17 protein-coding genes are annotated in these 19,655 nt (G+C 58.4%); 10 read left to right on the plus strand and 7 right to left on the minus strand.

From position 1 onward, the window contains the following. Positions 1-169 precede the first annotated feature (169 nt). Both LB462_RS01385 and chrA read left to right on the plus strand, forming a co-directional pair. Entirely contained in the window at positions 170-988 is an 819-nt protein-coding gene (locus tag LB462_RS01385) for a chromate resistance protein ChrB domain-containing protein (protein WP_224505629.1), read from the plus strand. Continuing rightward, complete coding sequence (gene chrA / locus LB462_RS01390; protein WP_224505630.1) at positions 988-2,397, plus strand: chromate efflux transporter; 1,410 nt, start codon at positions 988-990, stop codon at positions 2,395-2,397. The genes LB462_RS01385 and chrA overlap by 1 nt, the downstream gene beginning before the upstream one ends. 42 nt (positions 2,398-2,439) lie before the next feature. On the opposite strand, the gene LB462_RS01395 is transcribed toward chrA, so the two are convergent. Next, positions 2,440-3,210 (minus strand): pyrroline-5-carboxylate reductase, encoded by a 771-nt coding sequence (locus tag LB462_RS01395; RefSeq protein ID WP_224505631.1) that lies wholly within the window; start codon positions 3,208-3,210, stop codon positions 2,440-2,442. Positions 3,211-3,416: 206 nt separating this feature from the next. On the opposite strand from LB462_RS01395, the gene LB462_RS01400 reads away from it, so the two are divergent. Then, complete coding sequence (locus LB462_RS01400) at positions 3,417-3,791, plus strand: hypothetical protein (RefSeq protein WP_224505632.1); 375 nt, start codon at positions 3,417-3,419, stop codon at positions 3,789-3,791. A 12-nt stretch (positions 3,792-3,803) separates the two neighbouring features. Here LB462_RS01400 and LB462_RS01405 read toward each other — a convergent pair whose 3' ends face one another. Together LB462_RS01405 and LB462_RS01410 are read right to left on the minus strand one after the other, a co-directional pair. Continuing rightward, complete coding sequence (locus LB462_RS01405; protein WP_224505633.1) at positions 3,804-6,200, minus strand: right-handed parallel beta-helix repeat-containing protein; 2,397 nt, start codon at positions 6,198-6,200, stop codon at positions 3,804-3,806. A 156-nt stretch (positions 6,201-6,356) separates the two neighbouring features. Next, complete coding sequence (locus LB462_RS01410) at positions 6,357-8,435, minus strand: transcriptional regulator (protein ID WP_370637020.1); 2,079 nt, start codon at positions 8,433-8,435, stop codon at positions 6,357-6,359. 87 nt (positions 8,436-8,522) lie between these two features. Here LB462_RS01410 and LB462_RS01415 point away from each other — a divergent pair, with 87 nt between their 5' ends. After that, entirely contained in the window at positions 8,523-9,611 is a 1,089-nt protein-coding gene (locus LB462_RS01415) for a PLP-dependent cysteine synthase family protein (protein WP_224505634.1), read from the plus strand. Positions 9,612-9,624: 13 nt separating this feature from the next. Further along, the gene (locus LB462_RS01420) at positions 9,625-11,103 is read left to right on the plus strand and encodes a pyridoxal phosphate-dependent decarboxylase family protein (protein WP_224505635.1); all 1,479 of its coding nucleotides are present in this window, start codon (positions 9,625-9,627) and stop codon (positions 11,101-11,103) included. 16 nt (positions 11,104-11,119) lie between these two features. Here the strand turns inward: LB462_RS01420 and LB462_RS01425 are convergent, their stop codons facing one another. Genes LB462_RS01425 through LB462_RS01435 form a run of 3 tightly spaced genes read right to left on the minus strand, consistent with a single transcriptional unit; the run spans position 11,120 to position 14,400 of the window. Further along, complete coding sequence (locus LB462_RS01425; RefSeq protein ID WP_112527710.1) at positions 11,120-11,770, minus strand: Isoquinoline 1-oxidoreductase subunit; 651 nt, start codon at positions 11,768-11,770, stop codon at positions 11,120-11,122. 11 nt (positions 11,771-11,781) lie between these two features. Continuing rightward, the gene (locus LB462_RS01430) at positions 11,782-13,938 is read right to left on the minus strand and encodes a xanthine dehydrogenase family protein molybdopterin-binding subunit (protein ID WP_224505636.1); all 2,157 of its coding nucleotides are present in this window, start codon (positions 13,936-13,938) and stop codon (positions 11,782-11,784) included. Positions 13,939-13,941: 3 nt separating this feature from the next. Beyond that, complete coding sequence (locus LB462_RS01435; protein WP_210001910.1) at positions 13,942-14,400, minus strand: (2Fe-2S)-binding protein; 459 nt, start codon at positions 14,398-14,400, stop codon at positions 13,942-13,944. A 242-nt stretch (positions 14,401-14,642) separates the two neighbouring features. Here LB462_RS01435 and LB462_RS01440 point away from each other — a divergent pair, with 242 nt between their 5' ends. The 4 genes from LB462_RS01440 to LB462_RS01455 all read left to right on the plus strand — a co-directional run bounded on the left by LB462_RS01440 (position 14,643) and on the right by LB462_RS01455 (position 17,885). Beyond that, the gene (locus LB462_RS01440; protein ID WP_224505637.1) at positions 14,643-15,554 is read left to right on the plus strand and encodes an alpha/beta fold hydrolase; all 912 of its coding nucleotides are present in this window, start codon (positions 14,643-14,645) and stop codon (positions 15,552-15,554) included. Between the two features lie 228 nt (positions 15,555-15,782). After that, on the plus strand, positions 15,783-16,172 hold the full coding sequence (locus tag LB462_RS01445; RefSeq protein ID WP_224505638.1) for a nuclear transport factor 2 family protein: 390 nt from the start codon (positions 15,783-15,785) through the stop codon (positions 16,170-16,172). A gap of 83 nt (positions 16,173-16,255) precedes the next feature. Continuing rightward, positions 16,256-17,122 (plus strand): helix-turn-helix domain-containing protein, encoded by an 867-nt coding sequence (locus LB462_RS01450; protein ID WP_224505639.1) that lies wholly within the window; start codon positions 16,256-16,258, stop codon positions 17,120-17,122. Next, positions 17,073-17,885 carry a class I SAM-dependent methyltransferase gene (locus tag LB462_RS01455; RefSeq protein ID WP_224505640.1) on the plus strand — a complete coding sequence of 271 codons (813 nt, stop codon included), beginning with the start codon at positions 17,073-17,075 and terminating at the stop codon, positions 17,883-17,885. Before LB462_RS01450 ends, LB462_RS01455 begins: the two co-directional genes overlap by 50 nt. A 78-nt stretch (positions 17,886-17,963) precedes the next feature. Here the strand turns inward: LB462_RS01455 and LB462_RS01460 are convergent, their stop codons facing one another. Continuing rightward, positions 17,964-18,116, minus strand: a complete 153-nt coding sequence (locus LB462_RS01460) for a hypothetical protein (RefSeq protein WP_224505641.1) — start codon at positions 18,114-18,116, stop codon at positions 17,964-17,966. Between the two features lie 251 nt (positions 18,117-18,367). Here LB462_RS01460 and LB462_RS01465 point away from each other — a divergent pair, with 251 nt between their 5' ends. After that, entirely contained in the window at positions 18,368-19,600 is a 1,233-nt protein-coding gene (locus LB462_RS01465) for a flavin-containing monooxygenase (RefSeq protein WP_224505642.1), read from the plus strand. Positions 19,601-19,655 lie beyond the last annotated feature (55 nt).

The raw sequence follows: 19,655 nt of genomic DNA on the forward strand, positions 1-19,655 counted from the left end.
CCGTCCGGTTTGGGAACAACTTTAAGCGCCGCAGTCGACCACTGCTAGAGCCTCGTCGTACTTGACACGTGCCGGCAAGGTGACATTATATTGTGATGGGGTTGCGATCACCCCACAAGGCGTCAGCTGAAGTATCGCGTCCAGGTAACCGAACAACGGAGGACGCGTGATGACTTCGCTTCTCGAAATTTCTTCTGAAAAACTCTATCGCTTGGTTGGCACGCCAAGCTGCCCTATCCTTGTCGACGTCCGCACCAATGAGGACTTTGACGCTGATCCACGCCTGATCCCCGCCTCGATAAGGCGCTTCCATGGCAACGTTCAAGAATGGCTCAGCCATGTGGCAGGTCATGCGGTTATCGTGATTTGCCAACGGGGACGAAAGCTAAGTCACGGAGTGGCGGCATGGCTTCGCCAGGCGGGGGTCGACGCCAACGTTCTTGAGGGCGGGATCGAAGCATGGCTGGCATCTGGCTTCCCGGTTATCCCGGTTTCGAAATTACCCGCTCGCGATAGCGCGGGCCGTACGGTCTGGGTGACACGAGCGCGACCGAAGATCGATCGCATCGCTTGTCCATGGCTGATCAAGCGCTTCGTTGATCGGGATGCTGTTTTTCTGTTCGTCCCGCCGGCAGATGTCGTGGAGGTTGCCGACCGCTTCAATGCAGCCCCATACGACATCGAAGGCGTTTTCTGGAGCCACCGCGATGAACGGTGCACCTTCGATGTGATGGTCGAAGAATTAGGCTTGTCGTCAGAGCCCTTGCTGCGATTGGCGACCATCGTCAGAGGGGCCGATACAGCGCGACTTGATCTCGCCCCTGAAGCTCCTGGGCTACTGGCAGCATCCCTTGGACTGTCGCGGATGTTCGCGGATGACCACGAGCAGCTGAATGCTGGTCTCGGGCTCTACGACGCCTTCTATCGCTGGAGCCGAGATGCGACCGACGAGAAACACAATTGGCCGTCCACGAAGCGGACAGTGTGATGACAGACATTATCGGCAAGTCCAGCGCAATCTCAGATGAGCAAGAACATGAGCACGGCATCTCCTTCTCGGATGCCGTGAAGGTCTGGGCAAGGGTCGCCGCTCTGAGTTTTGGCGGTCCTGCCGGTCAGATCGCGGTTATGCATCGGATCATCGTCGACGAGAAGCGGTGGATCGGAGAGCATCGGTTTCTACATGCGTTGAATTACTGCATGCTTTTGCCAGGGCCGGAAGCACAACAGCTTGCCATCTACATCGGATGGCTTTTGCACAGGACGGCCGGAGGCCTTGTCGCCGGTATCCTGTTCGTCTTACCCGGCTTCCTCGCAATCCTTGGCCTCAGCTACATCTATGTCGCCTTCGGCAGCGTCGATGTTATTGAAGGATTGTTCTTCGGGCTAAAGGCTGCAGTGCTAGCAGTGGTTTTTCAAGCAGTGTTTCGGATCGGCGGGAGGGCTCTGAAGAACAAAGCTATGGTCGCAATTGCGGCATGCGCCTTTGTGGGGATCTTCTTCCTTCATGTCCCGTTTCCAATGATTATCTTGATGGCGGGTGCGATCGGCTACATGGGCGGCCGGATCGGATCACCGCTGTTTCAGATCGGTGGGGGCCATAAGTCCGGAGCAAGTGCAGTGCTGGAAGACAGACATTCGGCGCTTGGCGAAATCACCCCTCGTCACGCGCGGCCCAACCTTGTTTGGTCGCTGAAGGTCTCAGGTATCTTGCTTGCACTTTGGCTAATACCTGTCGCACTTATTGTCGCCTTTCTCGGCTTCGACAGCGTCTTTTCCAAGATTGCGATCTTCTTCAGTCAGATGGCATTGGTAACGTTCGGCGGAGCCTATGCCGTGCTTGCATACGTCGCGCAAGAAGCGGTCCAGCACTATGGTTGGCTCAAGCCAGGCGAGATGCTCGATGGCTTGGGGATGGCCGAGACGACACCGGGACCGCTGATCATGGTTGTCCAGTTCGTTGGCTTCATGGGTGCCTTTCGCGCTCCGGGTTCCCTAAATCCAATGGTTGCAGCAACCTTCGGAGCGGTGCTGACGACATGGGTGACGTTCATCCCATGCTTTCTGTGGATATTCCTTGGCGCACCGTTCGTCGAGAGCTTGCGCGGCAACCAAGCGCTGACAGGTGCGATGTCCGCAATCACTGCTGCAGTTGTCGGCGTCATTTTAAACCTGGCAATCTGGTTCGGTCTGCACGTGCTGTTTGCAAACGTTGAAACCTTCAGTGTTGGATGGTTCTCGCTCGATATTCCAATCTTTCGGTCGATAAATGTTGCGTCGCTGCTTTTGACTGCCGCCGCTGTACTCGCATTGTTTCGATTTCGAGTATCCGTCATCTTTACGCTCATCGGCTGCGCTGTGGCCGGGGTGGCTTGGACGCTCATGACACGTTTCTGATGACAACACGGCAAGCGAAAATCGCATTGCCGTGCCGCGAGATCACTTCTGTTCGATACGCTTGAGCACGGAGTCGAGGGCAAGCGTCAAAGCCCTTGTTCCGCCATTTTCCTTGAACTCTGCGAAGACCTGCTCATTCAGACCACCCTTTGTCGAAAACTCGGAAGCCATTGCCTCGAATGATTGTTCATTTGATGCGTCCGTTACGTGGGACAGACCTCCGAACAGCCCTTTTAAATAGATACTCGCCTGATCATAGGGCATGCCCTCGGCTTCGAGCCAACGGGCGCTTGTTTCCAGCAGGCCGAAATATGTGGCCATCAGCGCGCTCGCGGCGCCAAAAAGGTCGTATTGCTTGAGGTCTTTTGCCTGCACTGCAGTCCCGAGCGATGAGAACAAGTCAGCAATCTCGTCGTTGGGCGGATAGATTGCCGTTGCTCCGCGTAATTCAGCGACAAATGGCAGGGGAATCGTCCTGGTAATGGTTACGGGCACGCCAATCCAACTGGTAAGCGACTCGATCGGGACAGCGGCAATAAAGCTCACCACCTGTTGGTCTTCGTGGAATTTGAGCTCTTTTACCACGTCCTCGGCGATTTGCGGCCTCACCGCAAGAAACACGATGGCGGCGCTGTCTACGACATCCTGATTGTCACGACCCACGCGCACCCTCGGAAACATTTCTGCCAATCGCGCCGCAACCTCCTGACTGCGAGGCGAGACGACGATAGCCTCGATATCGGACCTTGATTTCGTCAAGCCCGTGACGACGGCCTCGGTTATGGCACCCGTTCCTACAAAACCTAGTTTCATTGTTCCCCGCAAAGTTTGACGTGTCCGTGTATCATATCTCAATCAAGTCGCCGAGCCATGCAAAGTGGATCGGGACTGTGCATCTCCCTCAACAATATGATCAGCTTGCAAGCGGTCGAATATGGGCGCTTCCTGTTGTGCGCTGCGGCCTTGATCGTTTGACGTTGTCAGGCACAGCTAAAATTCGAGCTAACGAGGGGGACCCGATGAAGCTTTCAGGATTTCGAGGACACGCGCCGATGACGCTTGCGGTGCTGATGATGGTGACCGGCCCGATGATGGTATCGTCTGCCGACGCCGCCCGGCGAACGGTTGCTGGCTGCGGTCCACGTGGCTGTGCCGCCGTGTCGACAGTTCGCAGAGGCGCCGTCGTCCGTCCGCCGGTACGGCGCGGGGTCGTCGTCGTCAATCCGCGTCGTTACTGGCGGCCGGGCGGAGCGATTGCGGCAGGCGCCGCGATCGGCTTCGTTGCAGGTGCCTCAGCTGTGGCCATCGCAGGCTCGCCGCTCCGTTCCGGCTATTGCTGGTATTATACCAACGCCGCCAGGACGACTGGTTTCTGGGACGTCTGCCCGAGCTGATCCTCGCCTGATTTACTTGCTGGCCGGGCCCTTGTTGCCCGACTCGAAGCCCGTCCATGTCGAACCGATGTTCAACCATGTGTTCTTCGGTTGCAGTGTTTTGAATCCAACGCTGCCCGGGCCCAATGCCGATCCTCGCTCGAAGACGTTCTTGTAGAGGATCGTGTTGTATTTGCGTGAACTGTAGAGCGGCGGCGCTTTGAAGCTTCCGGTGTAGGTCCACATGAGTTGAAAAGCGTCAATGAAGCCGAATTTCAGATTGGTGAACCGGTTTCCTTCAAAAACCGTTCCGTTGTAATCTGCCCCGTTATACCCCCAGGATTCAAATTCGACGCCGATATGCGCGAGCCTGTTGAAGGTGTTCTTGCGGTAGACGTTGCCAAGACCGCCCCAGACACCCGCAACGCCTGAATCGGTAAAGGTCGTGCCGACATAAAGCCCGCTATTGCTGTCGCTGACCGTGTTATTGGAGTATTGCAGGAAATACGGGCTCAAGCCGTTGTCCGAGCTCAAGGCGACAGTCATCATGCCATGGCGCATTTGCGAGATGTTGTTCCGGTCGACAACGGCATCATAGACATTGCCGTAGAGCAGGACGGCGGTGGAGTCGGAATCGTGCTTGAAATAGCTTGGGCGGCCCTGGAAAGTGTTGTTGTAGATGGCCACCTGCGAAGCCGCTGCTGCAAGGGCGAACCGGCTCGTGTCATCTGGTACGACATTCCAGGCTTTGTCCAGGGTCGCCGTGTTGTCGTTTACCGAAACGATACGCCGATGCTGGCCCGCACCTCTGCCGCCGACGATAACCAGATCCTGGCCCCCGGCCTTGTCGGAGGCCAGGAGTGACGAGAAGCTGACCGTGTTCGCGGTGGCTGCCTTGAATCCGTCCTTCAGGTCGCTGCCGACCATCTCGAAACATATCTGTTCACCCTTGTTGCAGTCGACCTTGTTGCAATTATGCGGGGCGGCCTGGTGCGAGACATTGTCGCCCCAATACATGTTTTCCATGCTGCCGGCGTGGCCTTGGGCAACAAAGAACCGGCCGATGCCGTGTCCGTCGTCGCGGTTCTCGTCAGCATTGGCGAGATCGTTACCCACCATCGAAAACTCGCGTCCGCCCCAAAGCGCAACCACAGACTCGCCATATCCCGTCATGCGAAAGCGATTGTTGGTCATGAATATCTGGCGGCTGTTGCCGTAGAACGATCCATTCTCGATCAACTCTGAGCTGTCGATATAAAGGCCCGATGCGTCGTGCGCTTCAAGAGCCGGTGCGCCCCAGGCTTTCAGCCGCATGGCTTGCAGGCGCAGGTTCTCGACACCAGGGATCCATAGCAGCGGGGTAGTGCCGGTATTGCCATTGGCGTTGAGCGTCAGTTTTTCGAACTGCGCATTGCGGTTCGCATCGACAACCATGCTGCCGGAAACCTTTTTGCCGAGTCTGATCTCGGTCGCATCCATACCGTCGCCAAGCCAGTGCACGTTATCCGGCGCTCTGAGCACCGAATCGATAAGATAGGTTCCGGCCGGAAAGTGTATTGTGGCGGGGGCAACGCTTGCCGCCGCTGTCAATGCCGCCTCGATAGCGGCGGTATCGTCGGTCACACCATCGCCCTTTGCGCCAAAACTCCTTACGTCGATCATCTTCTGGTCTTGCCGGGCCCATGGCGATTGATCGGCGATGGCCAGGTTCAACGGACCGCTCCAGCCGAAACGACCGCCATGGCCGTTGTGGACCCAAACTTCGTAACTTCCCGCCGCAAGGTTCGGTACCTTGAAATCCACCTTGAAGGGATTGATGAGAACCGGCGTCACATACTTCCCGGCACCGTTGGCGGGCTTGATGTAAATAAACGATGCTGATGTGCCATTGGACCTCGCCAGATTGCGCCCATAGACTGAAATCGTTGCTCCTAGAACAGCATTGTCGGGCCCGAGCCACCAGCTTTCCGTTCGGTTGATCGCGAAAGCCTTGCCGCCCGCGGCATCGCGCTTCGGCCGGATCAAATACATTGACCAGGCGGGGAGGGAGTCGGGCAACAGGACAGTCGCAGCGGTGTCATCGGCACGCAGCGGCGAGGTCGAAATGACTGATCCTTCCGGGCTGGACGGCGGTTGTGAAAAGACGTCGAAGCTGGTCGCTCCATCCAGGTCGACGCCGGTCATCGAGACGATTTCGTCGTGGTCTGCAGTTCTGGACATTTCGGCGATAGCGGGCGCGGACGGACTTACAGCGAAGGCAGGTGGATCGAAGGCGTCCACTTCTTGTGGCAACTCTGGCTCGGGGCTAGGTACGGGAAAGCCGAAATCACTTGGCCGGGCTTTCTCATCTGCTCTCGATGCCTCCGGCAGAAGCGCCGTGCCGACCCACGCTACTACAATCAGGGCGAGACATTTCGTAAATCGGCTCATGTCCTACCCTGAAGGAGGGCATATTGAGATTCAAGTCATGGCGAGGCGAAAATGGTGGGTTTCGAGAACCGGAGCGCAGCGTACTTAAGGTACGTGAGCACCGGAAGCGCAGAAAACCATCATTTGCAGCTCGTCAGGACTTGAATAACGATGTGTCTAGCCTAAGCCGATACGTTTTGCGCCTTGCCTGAACACAGCCTCGGTGTCGGGTGTGAACTGGAACGTCGCAAGAAAATCATCGACGCAATACTGGGGTAGTGTCTTGCGTATGGAAGCGGCAAAGGCCTTCGCTTCGTCGATCCGCCCTGCCAGTGCCAGGCAATGCGCGGCTATTGAGAGAATGATGGCATGGGCATTGGGCCGCGCTGCTGCTCTCAGTGCCCATTCCGCCGCTTCTTCGAACTGGCCGAGGCGAACATGGGCCATGGCGCGCGCACCCAGCATACCGAACAACAGCGGATCGACTGGGCTCAAATGACGTGAATGGTCGGACGATCCAATCGCCGCTGTCGGATCGCCTGACTGGGACTGGACGAACGACAGCGCGTAATGGCCGAGTGCGAAATTCGGGCTGAGCTCCACAGCTCTTTCAAGCTCGACAAGCGATTCATCCTGCCGATGCCGTAGCCAAAGCGCCCGGCCCATGGCCCAGTGCGCTGCCGGATTGTTATCGTCGACGATAAGGCTTTGGCCAGCCGCAGCGTATGCCTGGTCACTTTCTTTCGCGTAGTCGCCCCACCGTTGAAAGGCATTCTGCCAGTGGGTGAACGACAGGCCCGCATGCGCTCTGGCAAAGGTTGGATCGAGTTTTACCGCCACACCGAAAAAGTGTTGCGCAAGCTCGTTCTCCTGCCGCGTAAACCTGTACATGTGCCAGAGGCCGCGATGATAGGCCTCCCAGGCATTCAATGAGCTTGGCGACTTGAGGATCGCGCGGTTGCGCTCGACCAGCTCAATTTCGCTGGAGATTGACGAAACGATCCTGTTGCCGATTTCGTCAAGAACAAGAAATGTGTCGTCAACCTTATGATCGAAGACCTCCGCCCAGACAATGCGTGCGGTTCGCACTTCGACAAGCTCGGCCCGCACCAGAATGCGATTTTGCAGATACCGCACGCTGCCGCTGGCGACGTAATCCACGTTCAGGTGACGGCCCGCGTCCTCCGGGCCAATATTTCGCTCCGCCAGGGCAAAAACCGAACCGCGTGCGATCACAAAAAAGCTTTTCAGCCGGGCAAGGCGGGTGATGATGTCGTGGGTCAGGCCGTCTGCAAGCCCGCCCCGTATCAGCTCGCTGCTTGTCTCCAGCACGAAGGGCATGACGGCAAGCGACGCGTGATGGTCCGCACCGGCAATCGGGGTCGTTGGTGAAATCAAATCGATGCGCGGCGCGGCGGGAATGTAGATGTGTCCTGCAGTTGTGGCCTGTCGCCCGTTTTTGATCGCGGGCCATGCTTCCCGTACCGGCGTGAAGTCCAGTCCCTCCGCTTCGAACAGCCTCGCCGCGGTTGCAAGGTGTTCTTCGCATTCCACGATCTGCCCGCGCTCCGCAAGCGTTGCCAGCAACGCCAGATGCGCGCGCTTGTCGAATGGCGCGAGCCCGACCCATGCGTTCAGGATGGATGAAATCTCGTCCGAATCTGCCGGCAGTTTCTTGGCCAGATGTTCAAGAACGGCAGCGTGGCAGGAGCGGAACCGGCGCCGTTGGGCGATCAACCAATGATTGAAATGCGGGCTGCGATCGATCTCCAGCCCTTCAAGAAAATCACCGGCGAAGTGCCGTGAAAGCTCGCGCAACCGTGGTAGACCGAGCGTTTCGATACGTTCCTCCGCAGCCGAGGCGATATGAAGTACGTCGACGAAACAGCCACCGAGATCGAGCCGGATCGTGTCGTCGGTGGTTTCAATTCTTTGGTGGCCCGGTTCGTTGAGGACACCGCGTAGCTTGCTGAGACACCAGCGCAGTTCGCCCCGCGGATCGTTGGGCACGTCCCACAACAGATCGCAGAGGCGGCTGCGTCCGACCGCGTGCGGCGTCAGCGCCAGATAGGCGAAAAGAGCGCGCACCTTGCGTGACGCGGGAAGTTCCAGCGGGACACCGTTCTGGGCGATTGTCAGGGGACCAAGCATCCGCACGCAAACGCCGGCAGCATGGCCGGTCAACGCTACCAATGCAGATTCCACGTGCGTTTCCACGCTTGTTCCCACGATGCCCCCACGTTTTTCTTCTATCATGGAAATCGAAAAGTTGCATCCGCGCCGGACGTGCAGGGTTCGGCTGGCGCAATTTGCGCAAAAAAACAACCATAGGGGAAAAGGATCATGACAACGCAAGCGACAATCAGAACGACGAATGGGCGAGGGCGCCTTTTCGACAGCATTCTCGACACGGTCGGCGATACGCCGGTGATCAGGATCAATAATCTCGCTCCAGATCATGCCAAAATCTATGTGAAGGCCGAGTTCTTCAATCCGGCTTCGTCGGTCAAGGACAGGCTGGCGCTCAACATCATCGAAGAGGCTGAGCGCAACGGCACGCTGAAGCCGGGTCAGACCGTCGTCGAGGCCACAAGCGGCAATACCGGGATCGGGCTTGCCATGGTCTGCGCGCAGAAAGGCTACCCGCTGGTCGTGACCATGGCCGACAGTTTTTCCATCGAGCGGCGCAAGCTCATGCGTATGCTGGGAGCCAAGGTCGTGCTGACGCCCCGCGCACAAAAGGGGTTTGGCATGTACCAGAAGGCGGTGGAACTTGCCGAGATGAACGGCTGGTTCCTCGCCCGTCAATTCGAAACCGAAGCCAATGCCGATATCCATGAAGCGACGACTGCCCGCGAGATCATCAATGATTTTGCCGGATCGCGGCTCGATTATTTCGTGACCGGCTACGGAACCGGCGGCACTGTCGCTGGCGTTGGCCGTGTCTTGCGCCGGGAACGGCCAGAAACGCGGATCGTTCTCAGCGAACCGGCCAATGCTCAGCTGCTCGGTAGCGGCAAGGCACAGGAGCGCGGCCCTGGTGGCGCGCCGGCTGCCAGTCATCCGGCCTTCGAACCACATCCTATCCAGGGCTGGACGCCGGATTTCATTCCATACGTGCTGCAAGAAGCCATCGACGACAGCTTCTATGATCAGGTCGTGCCGATTCCCGGGCCGGAAGGCATCAAATGGGCACGGGCGCTTGCGCAAAAAGAGGGCATTTTCACCGGCATTTCCGGCGGCGCGACCTTTGCCGTCGCCCATAGCATCGCCGAAACGGCGCCTGCTGGTTCGGTGATCCTGTGCATGCTTCCCGATACGGGCGAACGATACATGACGACGCCGCTCTTCGAAGGGATCGAAGCCGAAATGGATGAAGAGGAAACGGCGCTCTCGCGCTCGACCCCCGGCTACCAGTTCGCTGCCGAATGACCGGAGGTCTGAAATGGACACATCGCTCAAGCCGGTAGCAAGGAACGCCGAAGAAACGCTCGATCCGGAGGACTGGGCGGGCGTCCAGACGCTGTCGCATCAGGTCATCGACGATGCTGTCGGTTACCTGCGCAATATTCGCGAGCGCCCGGTCTGGCAGGACATGCCAGATCAGGTCAGGGCTTCCTTCGACGCCCCGTTGCCGCAATCACCAGCGCCGCTTGCCGACGTCTACCGCGAGGTGGCCGATACGGTCATGTCCTATCCCATGGGCAACATTCATCCACGTTTCTGGTCGTGGTACATGGGCACGAGCAACTTTACCGGCGCTTTGGGCGATTTTCTGGCGGCCATTCAGGGCTCTAACCTTGGCGGCGGCAATCACGCCGCCGCTTTGATGGATCAACAGGTCGTCAACTGGTGCAAAGAGATGCTGGGCTTGCCGGCCTCGGCCAGTGGCACGCTGGTCAGTGGCGGCTCGATGGCCAATATCATCGGCCTGACCGTAGCGCGGAACGCCAAGGCTGGTATCGACGTGCGCGAGCAGGGCGTCGCTGCGATCGAAAAGCCCTTGCATTTCTATGGTTCCGATCAGCTCCACAGCTGCCACCGCAAGGCAATGGAGGCGCTGGGCCTCGGGAACCGCGCGCTCCAGCGTATCGGCACCGACGATGAGTTGCGCATTGACCTTTCCGCGTTGCGCGCGGCAATCGCGGAGGATCGTGCGGCGGGACTTCAGCCCGCCTGCGTGATCGGAACGGCAGGCACCGTCAACACCGGCGCCTTCGACGATCTGCAAGGCCTCGCGACTTTGGCAGCGGAGGAGGGCCTCTGGTTCCACGTCGATGGTTGCATTGGAGCGCTCATCGCCATCGCGCCCGAAAACAGGTGGCGCGTTGCCGGCATAGAGCGCGCGGACTCCGTTGCGCTCGATCCCCATAAGTGGCTGCATGCACCGTTCGAAGTCGGCTGTGCGCTGGTCCGCGATGCGGCTGCGCATCGTGAGACATTTGCCGTGACGCCGGAATATCTGGAGATGACCTCGCGCGGCCTCGCATCCGCAAATTGGCTTCACGAATACGGGCTGCAAACCTCGCGCGGGTTCCGCGCGTTGAAAGTCTGGATGTCGCTGAAGGAACATGGTGTTCAAAAATTCGGGCGACTTATCGACCAGAACATCCGCCAGGGCCACTACCTCAATAGTCTGGTCGAAGCCGAACCGCTTCTCGAACTGGTCGCAACGACCAACATCAACATCGTCTGCTATCGCTATCGTCCTGAAGGGTTTTCCGGCGAACGGCTCAAGGCACTCAATACCGAGATCATGCTGAGATTGCAGGAAGAAGGGACGGCTTCCATTTCAGACACGACCGTTCATGGCGAGCATTGCCTGCGTGTCGCAATCAACAATCACCGCACCCGCCAGGGTGATCTCGACCTGTTGATACGCGAAACATTGCGCCTGGGAGCCGAGATCGCCAGTAAATACTGACGATCCCGTTATTTCCTTATGAAGGGCAGGCGGCGCCGGTCGCGACCCAGGCCTTGATCAGCTCTCCAAATGCTTCCTGCGTTCCGGGTACAGGCTCCCTGCCGTCGCCCGGGTGCCAGCCCCAGCCCACGAGATCGTCATGCGCCATGTGCTCGACGATCTCGTCCAGGTTCTTGCCGCCATTGCGCTGCGGATCCTTGATCTGGTTGCAGATGGCGCCGAGGGACTTGCCCTCCCAGGCCATTTCGATAGGCGCCAGATGCCAGTTCGGATTGCCCGGAATGCTCTTGATCGTCTCGGCTTGCCCGATGACTTTTACATTCTCCGGCCCGTGGCAGGTGTTGCACTGCATTCCGGGCATGCCCATGCCGCCTTCACCGCGCGACACCGGGGGCTGGTGCGGATGCATGGAAATATCCTGCAGCGGCCTGTCACTTGCCGGATGGCAGTTGACACAGCGCGGATGCTCGATGACCTTGCCGGCCTCCTCGAAAAGCGCAACGGAACGCTGCTTTTCATCGGTGATCGATTGGAACGACGATGCGGGCTTGAGTTCCTCTTTTGCGACGACCGGCTTGTCCTGGGCGCGCGAAATACTCGACACGGCAAGCCCGCCATTGACCGCAAGACACACTGCGAGCGAGATGTAAGCGATATTGCGTTTCATCCTGCGTCCCCTCAAGCCGAAAGCACATTAACGATCGGCAGCTGCCGGACGGGATTATTGGTCAGTCGCCGCCATGCGTTGGCGACCGCGGGGCCGACCGGGGGTACACCCGGTTCGCCGACACCGGTCGGTTTTTCGGTAGAAGGGATGATCGCGACTTCGATTGCCGGCATCTCGTTAATGCGCAATGACCGGTAGTCGTGGAAGTTGGATTGGACGATCTTGCCGCCATCTCCAAGCGTGATCGCATCGAACAGCACCGCGCCGAGACCGTAGCCAATGCCGCCTTCCATCTGCGCCGCGATGACATTGGGATTGACCGCGACGCCGCAATCGACGGCACACCATACCTTGTGCACGCGGGGTGCGCCGTCCTCGCCGAGCGAAATCTCAACGATCTGCGCGACATAAGTGTCGAAGCTCTTGACGATCGCAACGCCGCGCTGGCGTCCATCAGGCACCGGCGAACCCCAATTGGCCATTTCGGCGACCTTCTTGAGCGTTCCCATATGCCGGGGCTCTTTGCTCAAGAGCGCCAGTCGGCCCTCGACCGGATCCTTGCCGACCTTCTGCAGCAATTCATCGACGAAGGTTTCGACCGCGAAGCCCGTATGCGTGTGCCCGACCGAGCGCCACCAGAGTGGCGGCACCTCCAGCTTGGTATTGTGCGCAATGACGCGCAGGTTCGGGATCGTGTACGGCAGGTCTGAAGCGCCTTCGACCGACGTGGAGTCGAGGTCGGCCTTGCCCATGATCGACTGGCCGACGATTGTCTGGTCCCAGCCGACGATCTGGCCATCGGCATCCATGGCGCCGCGCATCTTGTGCACATACATCGGACGATAATAGCCGCCGCGAATGTCGTCCTCGCGCGTCCACATGTGCTTCAGCGGGCGTCTACCATCGGTCGCTGCAAAAACACCCGCGGCTTCCTGAATATAGGGCGAGCCGAACTGCGCCTTGCGGCCGAAGCTGCCGCCGGTGATCTGGGTGTTGACGCGAACCTGCGCAGGATCGAGGTTCAAGATCTTTGCTGTCGTATTCTTGTCCATCCCGGGGAACTGTGCGCCGTTATAGACATCGACCGATCCATCGGCTCGCTTGATGAACACCGCATCGAGCGGCTCCATGGGGGCATGCGCGAGGAACGGAAAAACGATCGTTGCTTCGAGCGATTGCACGCCCTGTCCGCCGAATGCCTTGTCGACATCGCCATTATGCGTTGCCTGAATGCCCGTTTCTGCGAACATCTTGGTGTAATCCGCCGTCAACTGGTCACTCGACCGGGTTTCGGCCTTCGAGAGATCCCATTCGACCTTCAAGGCGGCGCGGCCCTTCAATGCGGCAAAGGTGTTGTCGGCGTAAACCGCGACACCTTGCGGTACCTGTTTGACATCGACGACGCCGGGCACCTTGCGTGCCTCGCTGTCGTCAAAGGATTTGACCGTCGCACCGAAATGCGCGGGATGCTCGACGACCGCATAGAGCATGTTGTCGGCGGTCACATCCAGCGTATAAACCGCCGTGCCATTGGTCTTGCTGAGCGTATCGAGCTTTGGAAGCTCCTGCCCGATGAGCACGAAATCTTTCGGGTCCTTCAGCGTGGGTTCGGCAGGCGGGGTCTGCGTCGCGGCCTTGGCAGCCAGCGCGCCGAAGCCGCTTTCTTTGCCGGAGGCCGCATGCTTGATACGGCCTTTGGAAACCGTGATCTCGCTTGCCGGAACATTCCATTCCGCTGCCGCAGCGGAGACCAGCATGGCCCGAGCTGTCGCGCCCGCCTTGCGAAGCTGCTCGTAGGAATTGGCAATGGAGGTGGAGCCGCCTGTCCCCTGCAAGCCATAGATCAGGTTGGCGTATATCTTGTCATCGGCTGGCGAATGCACGGCGCGCATCTGGCTCCAGTCCGCATCGAGCTCTTCGGCGACAAGGGTTGCCAGTCCGGTGAACGGCCCCTGGCCAAATTCGATATGCTTCGACAGGACGGTGACTGTGTCGTCAGCGCCGATCTTGACGAAGGCGTTCATCGGCGAAAGCGTCTCGCCGCCGCCGGCCGGGACACCTTCGAGTGCCTGTGCGGAAAACACTTTTGGCGCCAGCGTGAAGCCGATGACGAGCCCGGCGCCTGCGAGGAACGACCGGCGCGTAGCCGTGATGTTGTGAATGGTCATGGCTCAACCCTCCATCGTGTCGGCGGCGTTATGGATCGCCTGCCGGATACGGTGATAGGTGGCGCATCGACAGATATTGCCCGCCATCGCGCCGTCGATATCATCGTCGGTGGGCTTCGGCGTCGTTTGCAGAAGCGCCACCGCGGACATGATCTGTCCGGATTGACAGTACCCGCATTGCGGTACATCGATCGCAACCCAGGCTTTGTGGATGGCGTCGGCTTCCTTGCCTTCGATGCCTTCGATCGTGATGATGTCCGATCCTTCGACTGTTGATATCGGCGTGATGCAACTGCGGCGCGTCGTGCCGTCCATGTGGACGGTGCAGGCGCCACACTGGGCAATGCCGCAGCCGTATTTCGTGCCCGTGAGTTTCTCGAAATCGCGAATGACCCAAAGCAACGGGGTCTCGGGATCCCCGTCGAAAGTCCGTTCTTGTCCATTGAGTTTGAAGGTGATCATGTTCGTGTCCCGCATCTGGCTGCGCACGTGGGGCGTGCTGGCTTGAGTTGGTCTGTCCTGAGCGTCCAGGCTGCATCGAACATGGAAGGCGTCCGGCGAGGGGTCAAGACACGTTTCTGCTACCAGAACCAGAAACCACCGCGCCAGCTTGAAATAATTTTCGGAAGGCTGTCGGGTGCTCTGGTTGCTGTTCGTCTTAACTGCATTGGCCCACATAAGTTCCCATTGTCGAGGAGACGAACATGAAAATTCTTTCAAGCCTTATTGCTGTTGCGGCGGTTGCATTGACCGTCACGTCGGCTCACGCCGCAGCCGCGGTAAAAAGCGGGCACGTCGAAGCTGACGGCATCAACTACTATTATGAAATACAGGGAGAAGGTGCCGGTACACCGCTGCTCCTGCTGCATGGTGGGCTTGGCTCCACTGGGATGTTCCAGCCGATCATGCCGCGCCTCATCGAAGGTAGGCAGGTTATCGCCGTCGACCTGCAGGGCCATGGCCGCACCGAGCTCGGCAATCGCCCGATGAGCCTTGAAGCAATGGGTGACGACATGGCGACGATCCTGAAGTCGCTCGGCTACGACAAGGCCGACGTTCTCGGTTATTCGTTCGGCGGCGGCGTGGCGTTCCGGCTGGCCGTACAGCACCCCGAAATGGTCGACCGCGTGGCGCTGGTGTCCGCAGGCTATGCGCAGGACGGGTTCTATCCCGAAATGATCAAGATGCAGGCGGCGGTGAGTCCGGGCATGGCCGACATGATGAAGGAAACGCCCATGTACAAATCCTATGTCGCCGTCGCTCCGAAGTCCGAAGACTTTCCTCGGCTCCTTGGCGCGATGGGTGATTTCATGCGCAAGCCCTACGATTATTCCGCCGACGTCGCGAAACTGAAGATGCCGGTGATGTTAGTCTTCGCCGACAGCGACATGTACCGCCCCGAACATGAAATCAAGTTCTACCAGCTGCTTGGCGGCGGCCTCAGAGATGCGGGCTGGATGCGCGAGACCATGTCGCAGAACCGCCTCGCCATAATCCCCAACCGCACGCACTACGACATTTTCTTTGCGCCGGAGCTGGCAGAGGCCGTCATGCCGTTTCTGGACGGGCAGGACAAGGTGAAGAGCTGGGACGATCTGGTGAATGCGGCCAATTGAGGCAAGGTTAGTGGCACTTGGCCGGATAGGGATCGTCGTCTCTGTCCGGCCAATTTTTTTGCCGTCAGTTCATCCAAACCGGCGCGTTTTCGTTAAAACTATTACATCCGATGTAATTGATGACCCCATGCATCCCGCGTTATCAATAACATGCTTCTTGCAAGAAGAGTTTTCCCAACCTGCGCCGGCGTAATCGCTGGCCGCGATTTTCACCGCATGGAGAAACTCATGGATACGATGAGCTTTACGAAAAAAGACCCTCCAAAATGGCTTCTGCACTTTTGGAAGGAAATTGATGACAAGACCTTTGGCGACGGCTTTGATTGCTTCGTTGAAGATGCGACGTGCAACCTGGGCATTGCCGACTGGAAGGGCCGCGAGACCATCCGAGAGAACCTGCGTGCCTTTATCGATACAGGATTTACCGCGCTTCATGACGTGACCGAATATTGGGATGGTGGGTCTCTCAAAGTGTTTCGCGGCACTGTAACGATGACGCCGGATGACCGCGCCCATCCAGTTGTCAAACCGGTCATGACCCATTTTTTCTACATGGATGAAGCCGAGCCTAAGAAGGTCCGTCATTGGTATGGATCCGTGGGTCCCGTCGCCTTCTAGTGCTGGCTAGTGAGCATGTCGCTGGCGGGATATCGGTTATTGTCCCGTCAGCACGTTGATGATCACATGGAAAGGTCCTGAAGATGAGCCTCACTTCCAGTTCGAACACGGCGAATGTTCTTGGACCGCAATTACGCGCATGGCGGGGTAGCCGCGGCAAAAGTCAGCTCGCTCTTTCGCTCGATACCGGCATCTCCCAGCGTCAGATAAGTTTCATCGAAAGCGGAAGAAGCACCCCGGGCCGTCACAATCTATTGCATATAGCAGATGCTCTGGACGTTCCCTTCCGGGAGCGAAATGCGCTTTTACTCGCCGCGGGTTACGCGCCAATCTATTTCGAGGCAAGCCTTGATGACAGCGAGATGAAAGGCGTAACCGAGGCGCTCACGCGGATGCTCCGTCAACATGAACCCTTTCCGGCGATTGTGATGGATCGTTACTGGAATGTCGTGATGACAAACGAGGCAACCCGGCGATTTTTCAACTGCTTCATCGACTTGTCAAAGCGCCCGGAACCAAGAAATCTTTTGCACCTGATGTTCGATCCGGCAGGCATGCGACCGTTTATTACGGATTGGGTGGAAACGGCAAAGAGCCTGTTGGCCAGAGTCGTTCGGGAATCCGTTGGCAGGGTTATGGATCCCCAGACCAAGGAACTTATAGGAAGCCTGCTTGCCTATCCCGATGTGGACACCGACTGGCATGTTTCTTCGACGGGAGCCCACCTCCCGGTTATTCCTTTGTCATTTGCCAAGGACGCACATTGTTTGAGATTTTTTTCGCTGGTTACCACCGTCGGCACCGCGCAAACAATTGCGACGCAAGAACTGCGCGTTGAGTGTATGTTTCCCTTGGATGATGTTTCGGAGAAGCACTACGCTGACCTGATGGAGACAGCCTATGGTAGCGACGGACAAAGTCTTCGCGGGGGCAATTCCGGAAATATATGACCGGCTTATTGTGCCGATGATCTTTGAGCCCTATGCGCAGGATCTTGCCGACCGTGTGGCCAGGTTCAAACCGGAAAACGTGCTGGAGATCGCAGCCGGCACCGGTGTCCTGACGCGGGCCATGGCTTCCCGGCTCAACGCGGAAACGCGGATCGTTGCATCGGACCTCAACCAACCGATGCTTGATCGTGCAAGCGCGCGGCAGCCCGAAGACAGTCGCATCGTCTGGCAGCAAGCGGACGCTCTCGCGCTTCCCTTCGAGCCGCAAATGTTCGACGTCGTAGCGTGTCAATTCGGGGTCATGTTCTACCCGGACAAGGTCCAGGGGCATAAGGAGGCCTACCGCGTCCTGAAGCCGGGTGGACATTATTTTTTCAATGTCTGGGACAGGCTGGCCACCAGTGATTTCACCCAAGTGGTGACAAGCGCGCTGGAAGAGATGTTTCCGGACGACCCGCCCCGGTTCATGGCAAGAACACCACATGGGTATTGGGATCAGAAGGCGATCCGCGATGAATTGTCGGCCGCGGGTTTCAGGTCGATCGCCATAGAAACGCTTGAGAAGTCCAGCCGTGCAAATTCCGCGCGCGATGCCGCGATCGCGTTCTGCCAGGGAACGCCGCTGCGAAACGAGATCGAAGCACGGTCGCCAACCGGCCTTGAGGCCACTACAGAACATGTAGCACAGGCCTTGATGCAACGGTTTGGAAGCGGCGTCATCGAGGGTAGGATAAACGCCCACATTGTCGCCGCTGTGCGCTAGCCGGAAAGGGCGTGTCGAGATTCAGTCAGGGCGAACGCAGTGAACAAATGCCATTTGCAGGCCGTCATGGCGTGAATATCAGCGCGCAACGACCGGCTGAACCTCGAAATTGTGCCGGGTATTGCCGATCGTCAGAACTGTTCCCCACAACACAAACAAGACGGCTGCCAATAACACAGCCATGATCAGGAAGTCTCGAAGTTCCAAAGGTTCAATGTCGCGATTCCGCATATCACTGGTCCCCGATTCGTTTCTCTGTATTGTGCGGAAACCACTATTTCTCCTCAATAAACCGTCGCCTCACTAAAATTAATTAGGGCGTGTACTCATAAATCCAGACGCCACGAACTTGGCGACGTCCGTTTTACATCGTGCGATTTCAGAGTCCGGCCGCTTATGATATGCTTCAACTAGGGGCCCGCGAGCATAGCGGCTTGGTTGCTGGAGGCATCCCAGACGACATGACTTGGCGGGGGGAACCCATGCGAGAGGTTCTTGATACGGTCGTTATTGGCGCGGGTTCGGCGGGACTCGGTATCAGCTATTTTCTGCAACAGCATGGCTGTGCGCATCGCGTTCTCGAGCGAGGTAGCGTCGGCGAGACATGGCGGACCCAACGCTGGGATTCTTTTCGCCTGAACTCGACAAACATACGCACAATAATGCCGGGTGATACCTACGACGGGCCCGACCCTTGGGGAGCTCTAACGCACCACGAATTCATCGCCTATCTGGAAGGCTATGTCGACCGGCACCGCTTGCCAGTGAGCACCGGAGTAACGGTTGAGCAGCTTGATCAGCAGAACGGAGCCTATCGCGTCACGACAAACCGCGGCGCACTGGTGGCTCGTACGATTGTCGTTGCGACCGGCAACCAGAGCCGCCAGGTTCGGCCGTCGTGGTCGACGACACTGCCGGCGGCAATTCGGCAAGTGGATTCTTCGGCCTATCGCAATCCAGCCGAACTCCCCGAGGGCCCGGTGCTGCTGGTCGGAAGTGGCCAGACGGGCGGCCAGATCGCCGAAGATTTGGTACAGGCCGGACGGCGTGTGTTTCTGGCGACGAGCCTGAACGGCCGCTTGGTCCGTCGCTATCGCAGCGGCGACACGTTCAATTGGCTCACCATTTGCGGCTTCGCGGATGTCTCCCGCCGCGAACTCATTGTGGAATATGGCAGACTACCTCCGCGTCCTCTTCTCGGCGCGACGCACACCATCAGTCTGCAGTCGTTGAGCGCGCAGGGCGTGGTGCTACTTGGTCGCTTCAACGGAATCGTCAATGGCAGCCTCGCCTTTGGAGACGAGCTTGCCGACAACATGCGCTTCGCCGACGAGGCATCCGCGGCCACAAAGCGCGTGATCGACGCCTATATCGACCGCGCCGGGCTGGACGCACCGCCAGCTGAGGATGATCCAGCGGAAACGATAAATCCGCGCCTGCCCACCCCGTCGATCCGTTCGATGGACCCGGCCTCAAGCGGCATTTCCTCGATCATTTGGTGCACAGGCTTTACGGGCGATTTCTCATGGGTGAAACTTCCCGGCGTCCTCGACGAGGTCAGCCAGCCTATTCACGAGGATGGAACCAGCAATCTGCCAGGCCTGTTTTTCGCCGGGCTCGACTACGCGGTCACACGGAAATCGGGCACAATACCCGCCGTGGATGAAGAGGCGCGCAACATGGCGGATCACTTAATCAAGCAGTTATCGGCATAGTGCCCACGCCATTGTCCGCTTCGGGCCATTTGCGGACACTGAGCATCGTCCGCTA

The sequence above is a fragment of the Phyllobacterium chamaecytisi genome (genome assembly GCF_020164455.1).
GTDB lineage: Bacteria > Pseudomonadota > Alphaproteobacteria > Rhizobiales > Rhizobiaceae > Phyllobacterium > Phyllobacterium chamaecytisi.

Bases quoted from the DNA above. Each gene is read 5' to 3' on its own strand.
- LB462_RS01430 (WP_224505636.1), bottom strand. From the start codon at position 13,938: ATGACCATTCACAACATCACGGCTACGCGCCGGTCGTTCCTCGCAGGC.
- LB462_RS01420 (WP_224505635.1), top strand. From the start codon at position 9,625: ATGGACACATCGCTCAAGCCGGTAGCAAGGAACGCCGAAGAAACGCTC.
- LB462_RS01385 (WP_224505629.1), top strand. From the start codon at position 170: ATGACTTCGCTTCTCGAAATTTCTTCTGAAAAACTCTATCGCTTGGTT.
- LB462_RS01415 (WP_224505634.1), top strand. From the start codon at position 8,523: ATGACAACGCAAGCGACAATCAGAACGACGAATGGGCGAGGGCGCCTT.
- LB462_RS01455 (WP_224505640.1), top strand. From the start codon at position 17,073: ATGGTAGCGACGGACAAAGTCTTCGCGGGGGCAATTCCGGAAATATAT.
- chrA (WP_224505630.1), top strand. From the start codon at position 988: ATGACAGACATTATCGGCAAGTCCAGCGCAATCTCAGATGAGCAAGAA.
- LB462_RS01460 (WP_224505641.1), bottom strand. From the start codon at position 18,116: ATGCGGAATCGCGACATTGAACCTTTGGAACTTCGAGACTTCCTGATC.
- LB462_RS01405 (WP_224505633.1), bottom strand. From the start codon at position 6,200: ATGAGCCGATTTACGAAATGTCTCGCCCTGATTGTAGTAGCGTGGGTC.
- LB462_RS01410 (WP_370637020.1), bottom strand. From the start codon at position 8,435: ATGATAGAAGAAAAACGTGGGGGCATCGTGGGAACAAGCGTGGAAACG.
- LB462_RS01450 (WP_224505639.1), top strand. From the start codon at position 16,256: ATGAGCCTCACTTCCAGTTCGAACACGGCGAATGTTCTTGGACCGCAA.
- LB462_RS01395 (WP_224505631.1), bottom strand. From the start codon at position 3,210: ATGAAACTAGGTTTTGTAGGAACGGGTGCCATAACCGAGGCCGTCGTC.
- LB462_RS01465 (WP_224505642.1), top strand. From the start codon at position 18,368: ATGCGAGAGGTTCTTGATACGGTCGTTATTGGCGCGGGTTCGGCGGGA.
- LB462_RS01435 (WP_210001910.1), bottom strand. From the start codon at position 14,400: ATGATCACCTTCAAACTCAATGGACAAGAACGGACTTTCGACGGGGAT.
- LB462_RS01445 (WP_224505638.1), top strand. From the start codon at position 15,783: ATGGATACGATGAGCTTTACGAAAAAAGACCCTCCAAAATGGCTTCTG.
- LB462_RS01440 (WP_224505637.1), top strand. From the start codon at position 14,643: ATGAAAATTCTTTCAAGCCTTATTGCTGTTGCGGCGGTTGCATTGACC.
- LB462_RS01400 (WP_224505632.1), top strand. From the start codon at position 3,417: ATGAAGCTTTCAGGATTTCGAGGACACGCGCCGATGACGCTTGCGGTG.
- LB462_RS01425 (WP_112527710.1), bottom strand. From the start codon at position 11,770: ATGAAACGCAATATCGCTTACATCTCGCTCGCAGTGTGTCTTGCGGTC.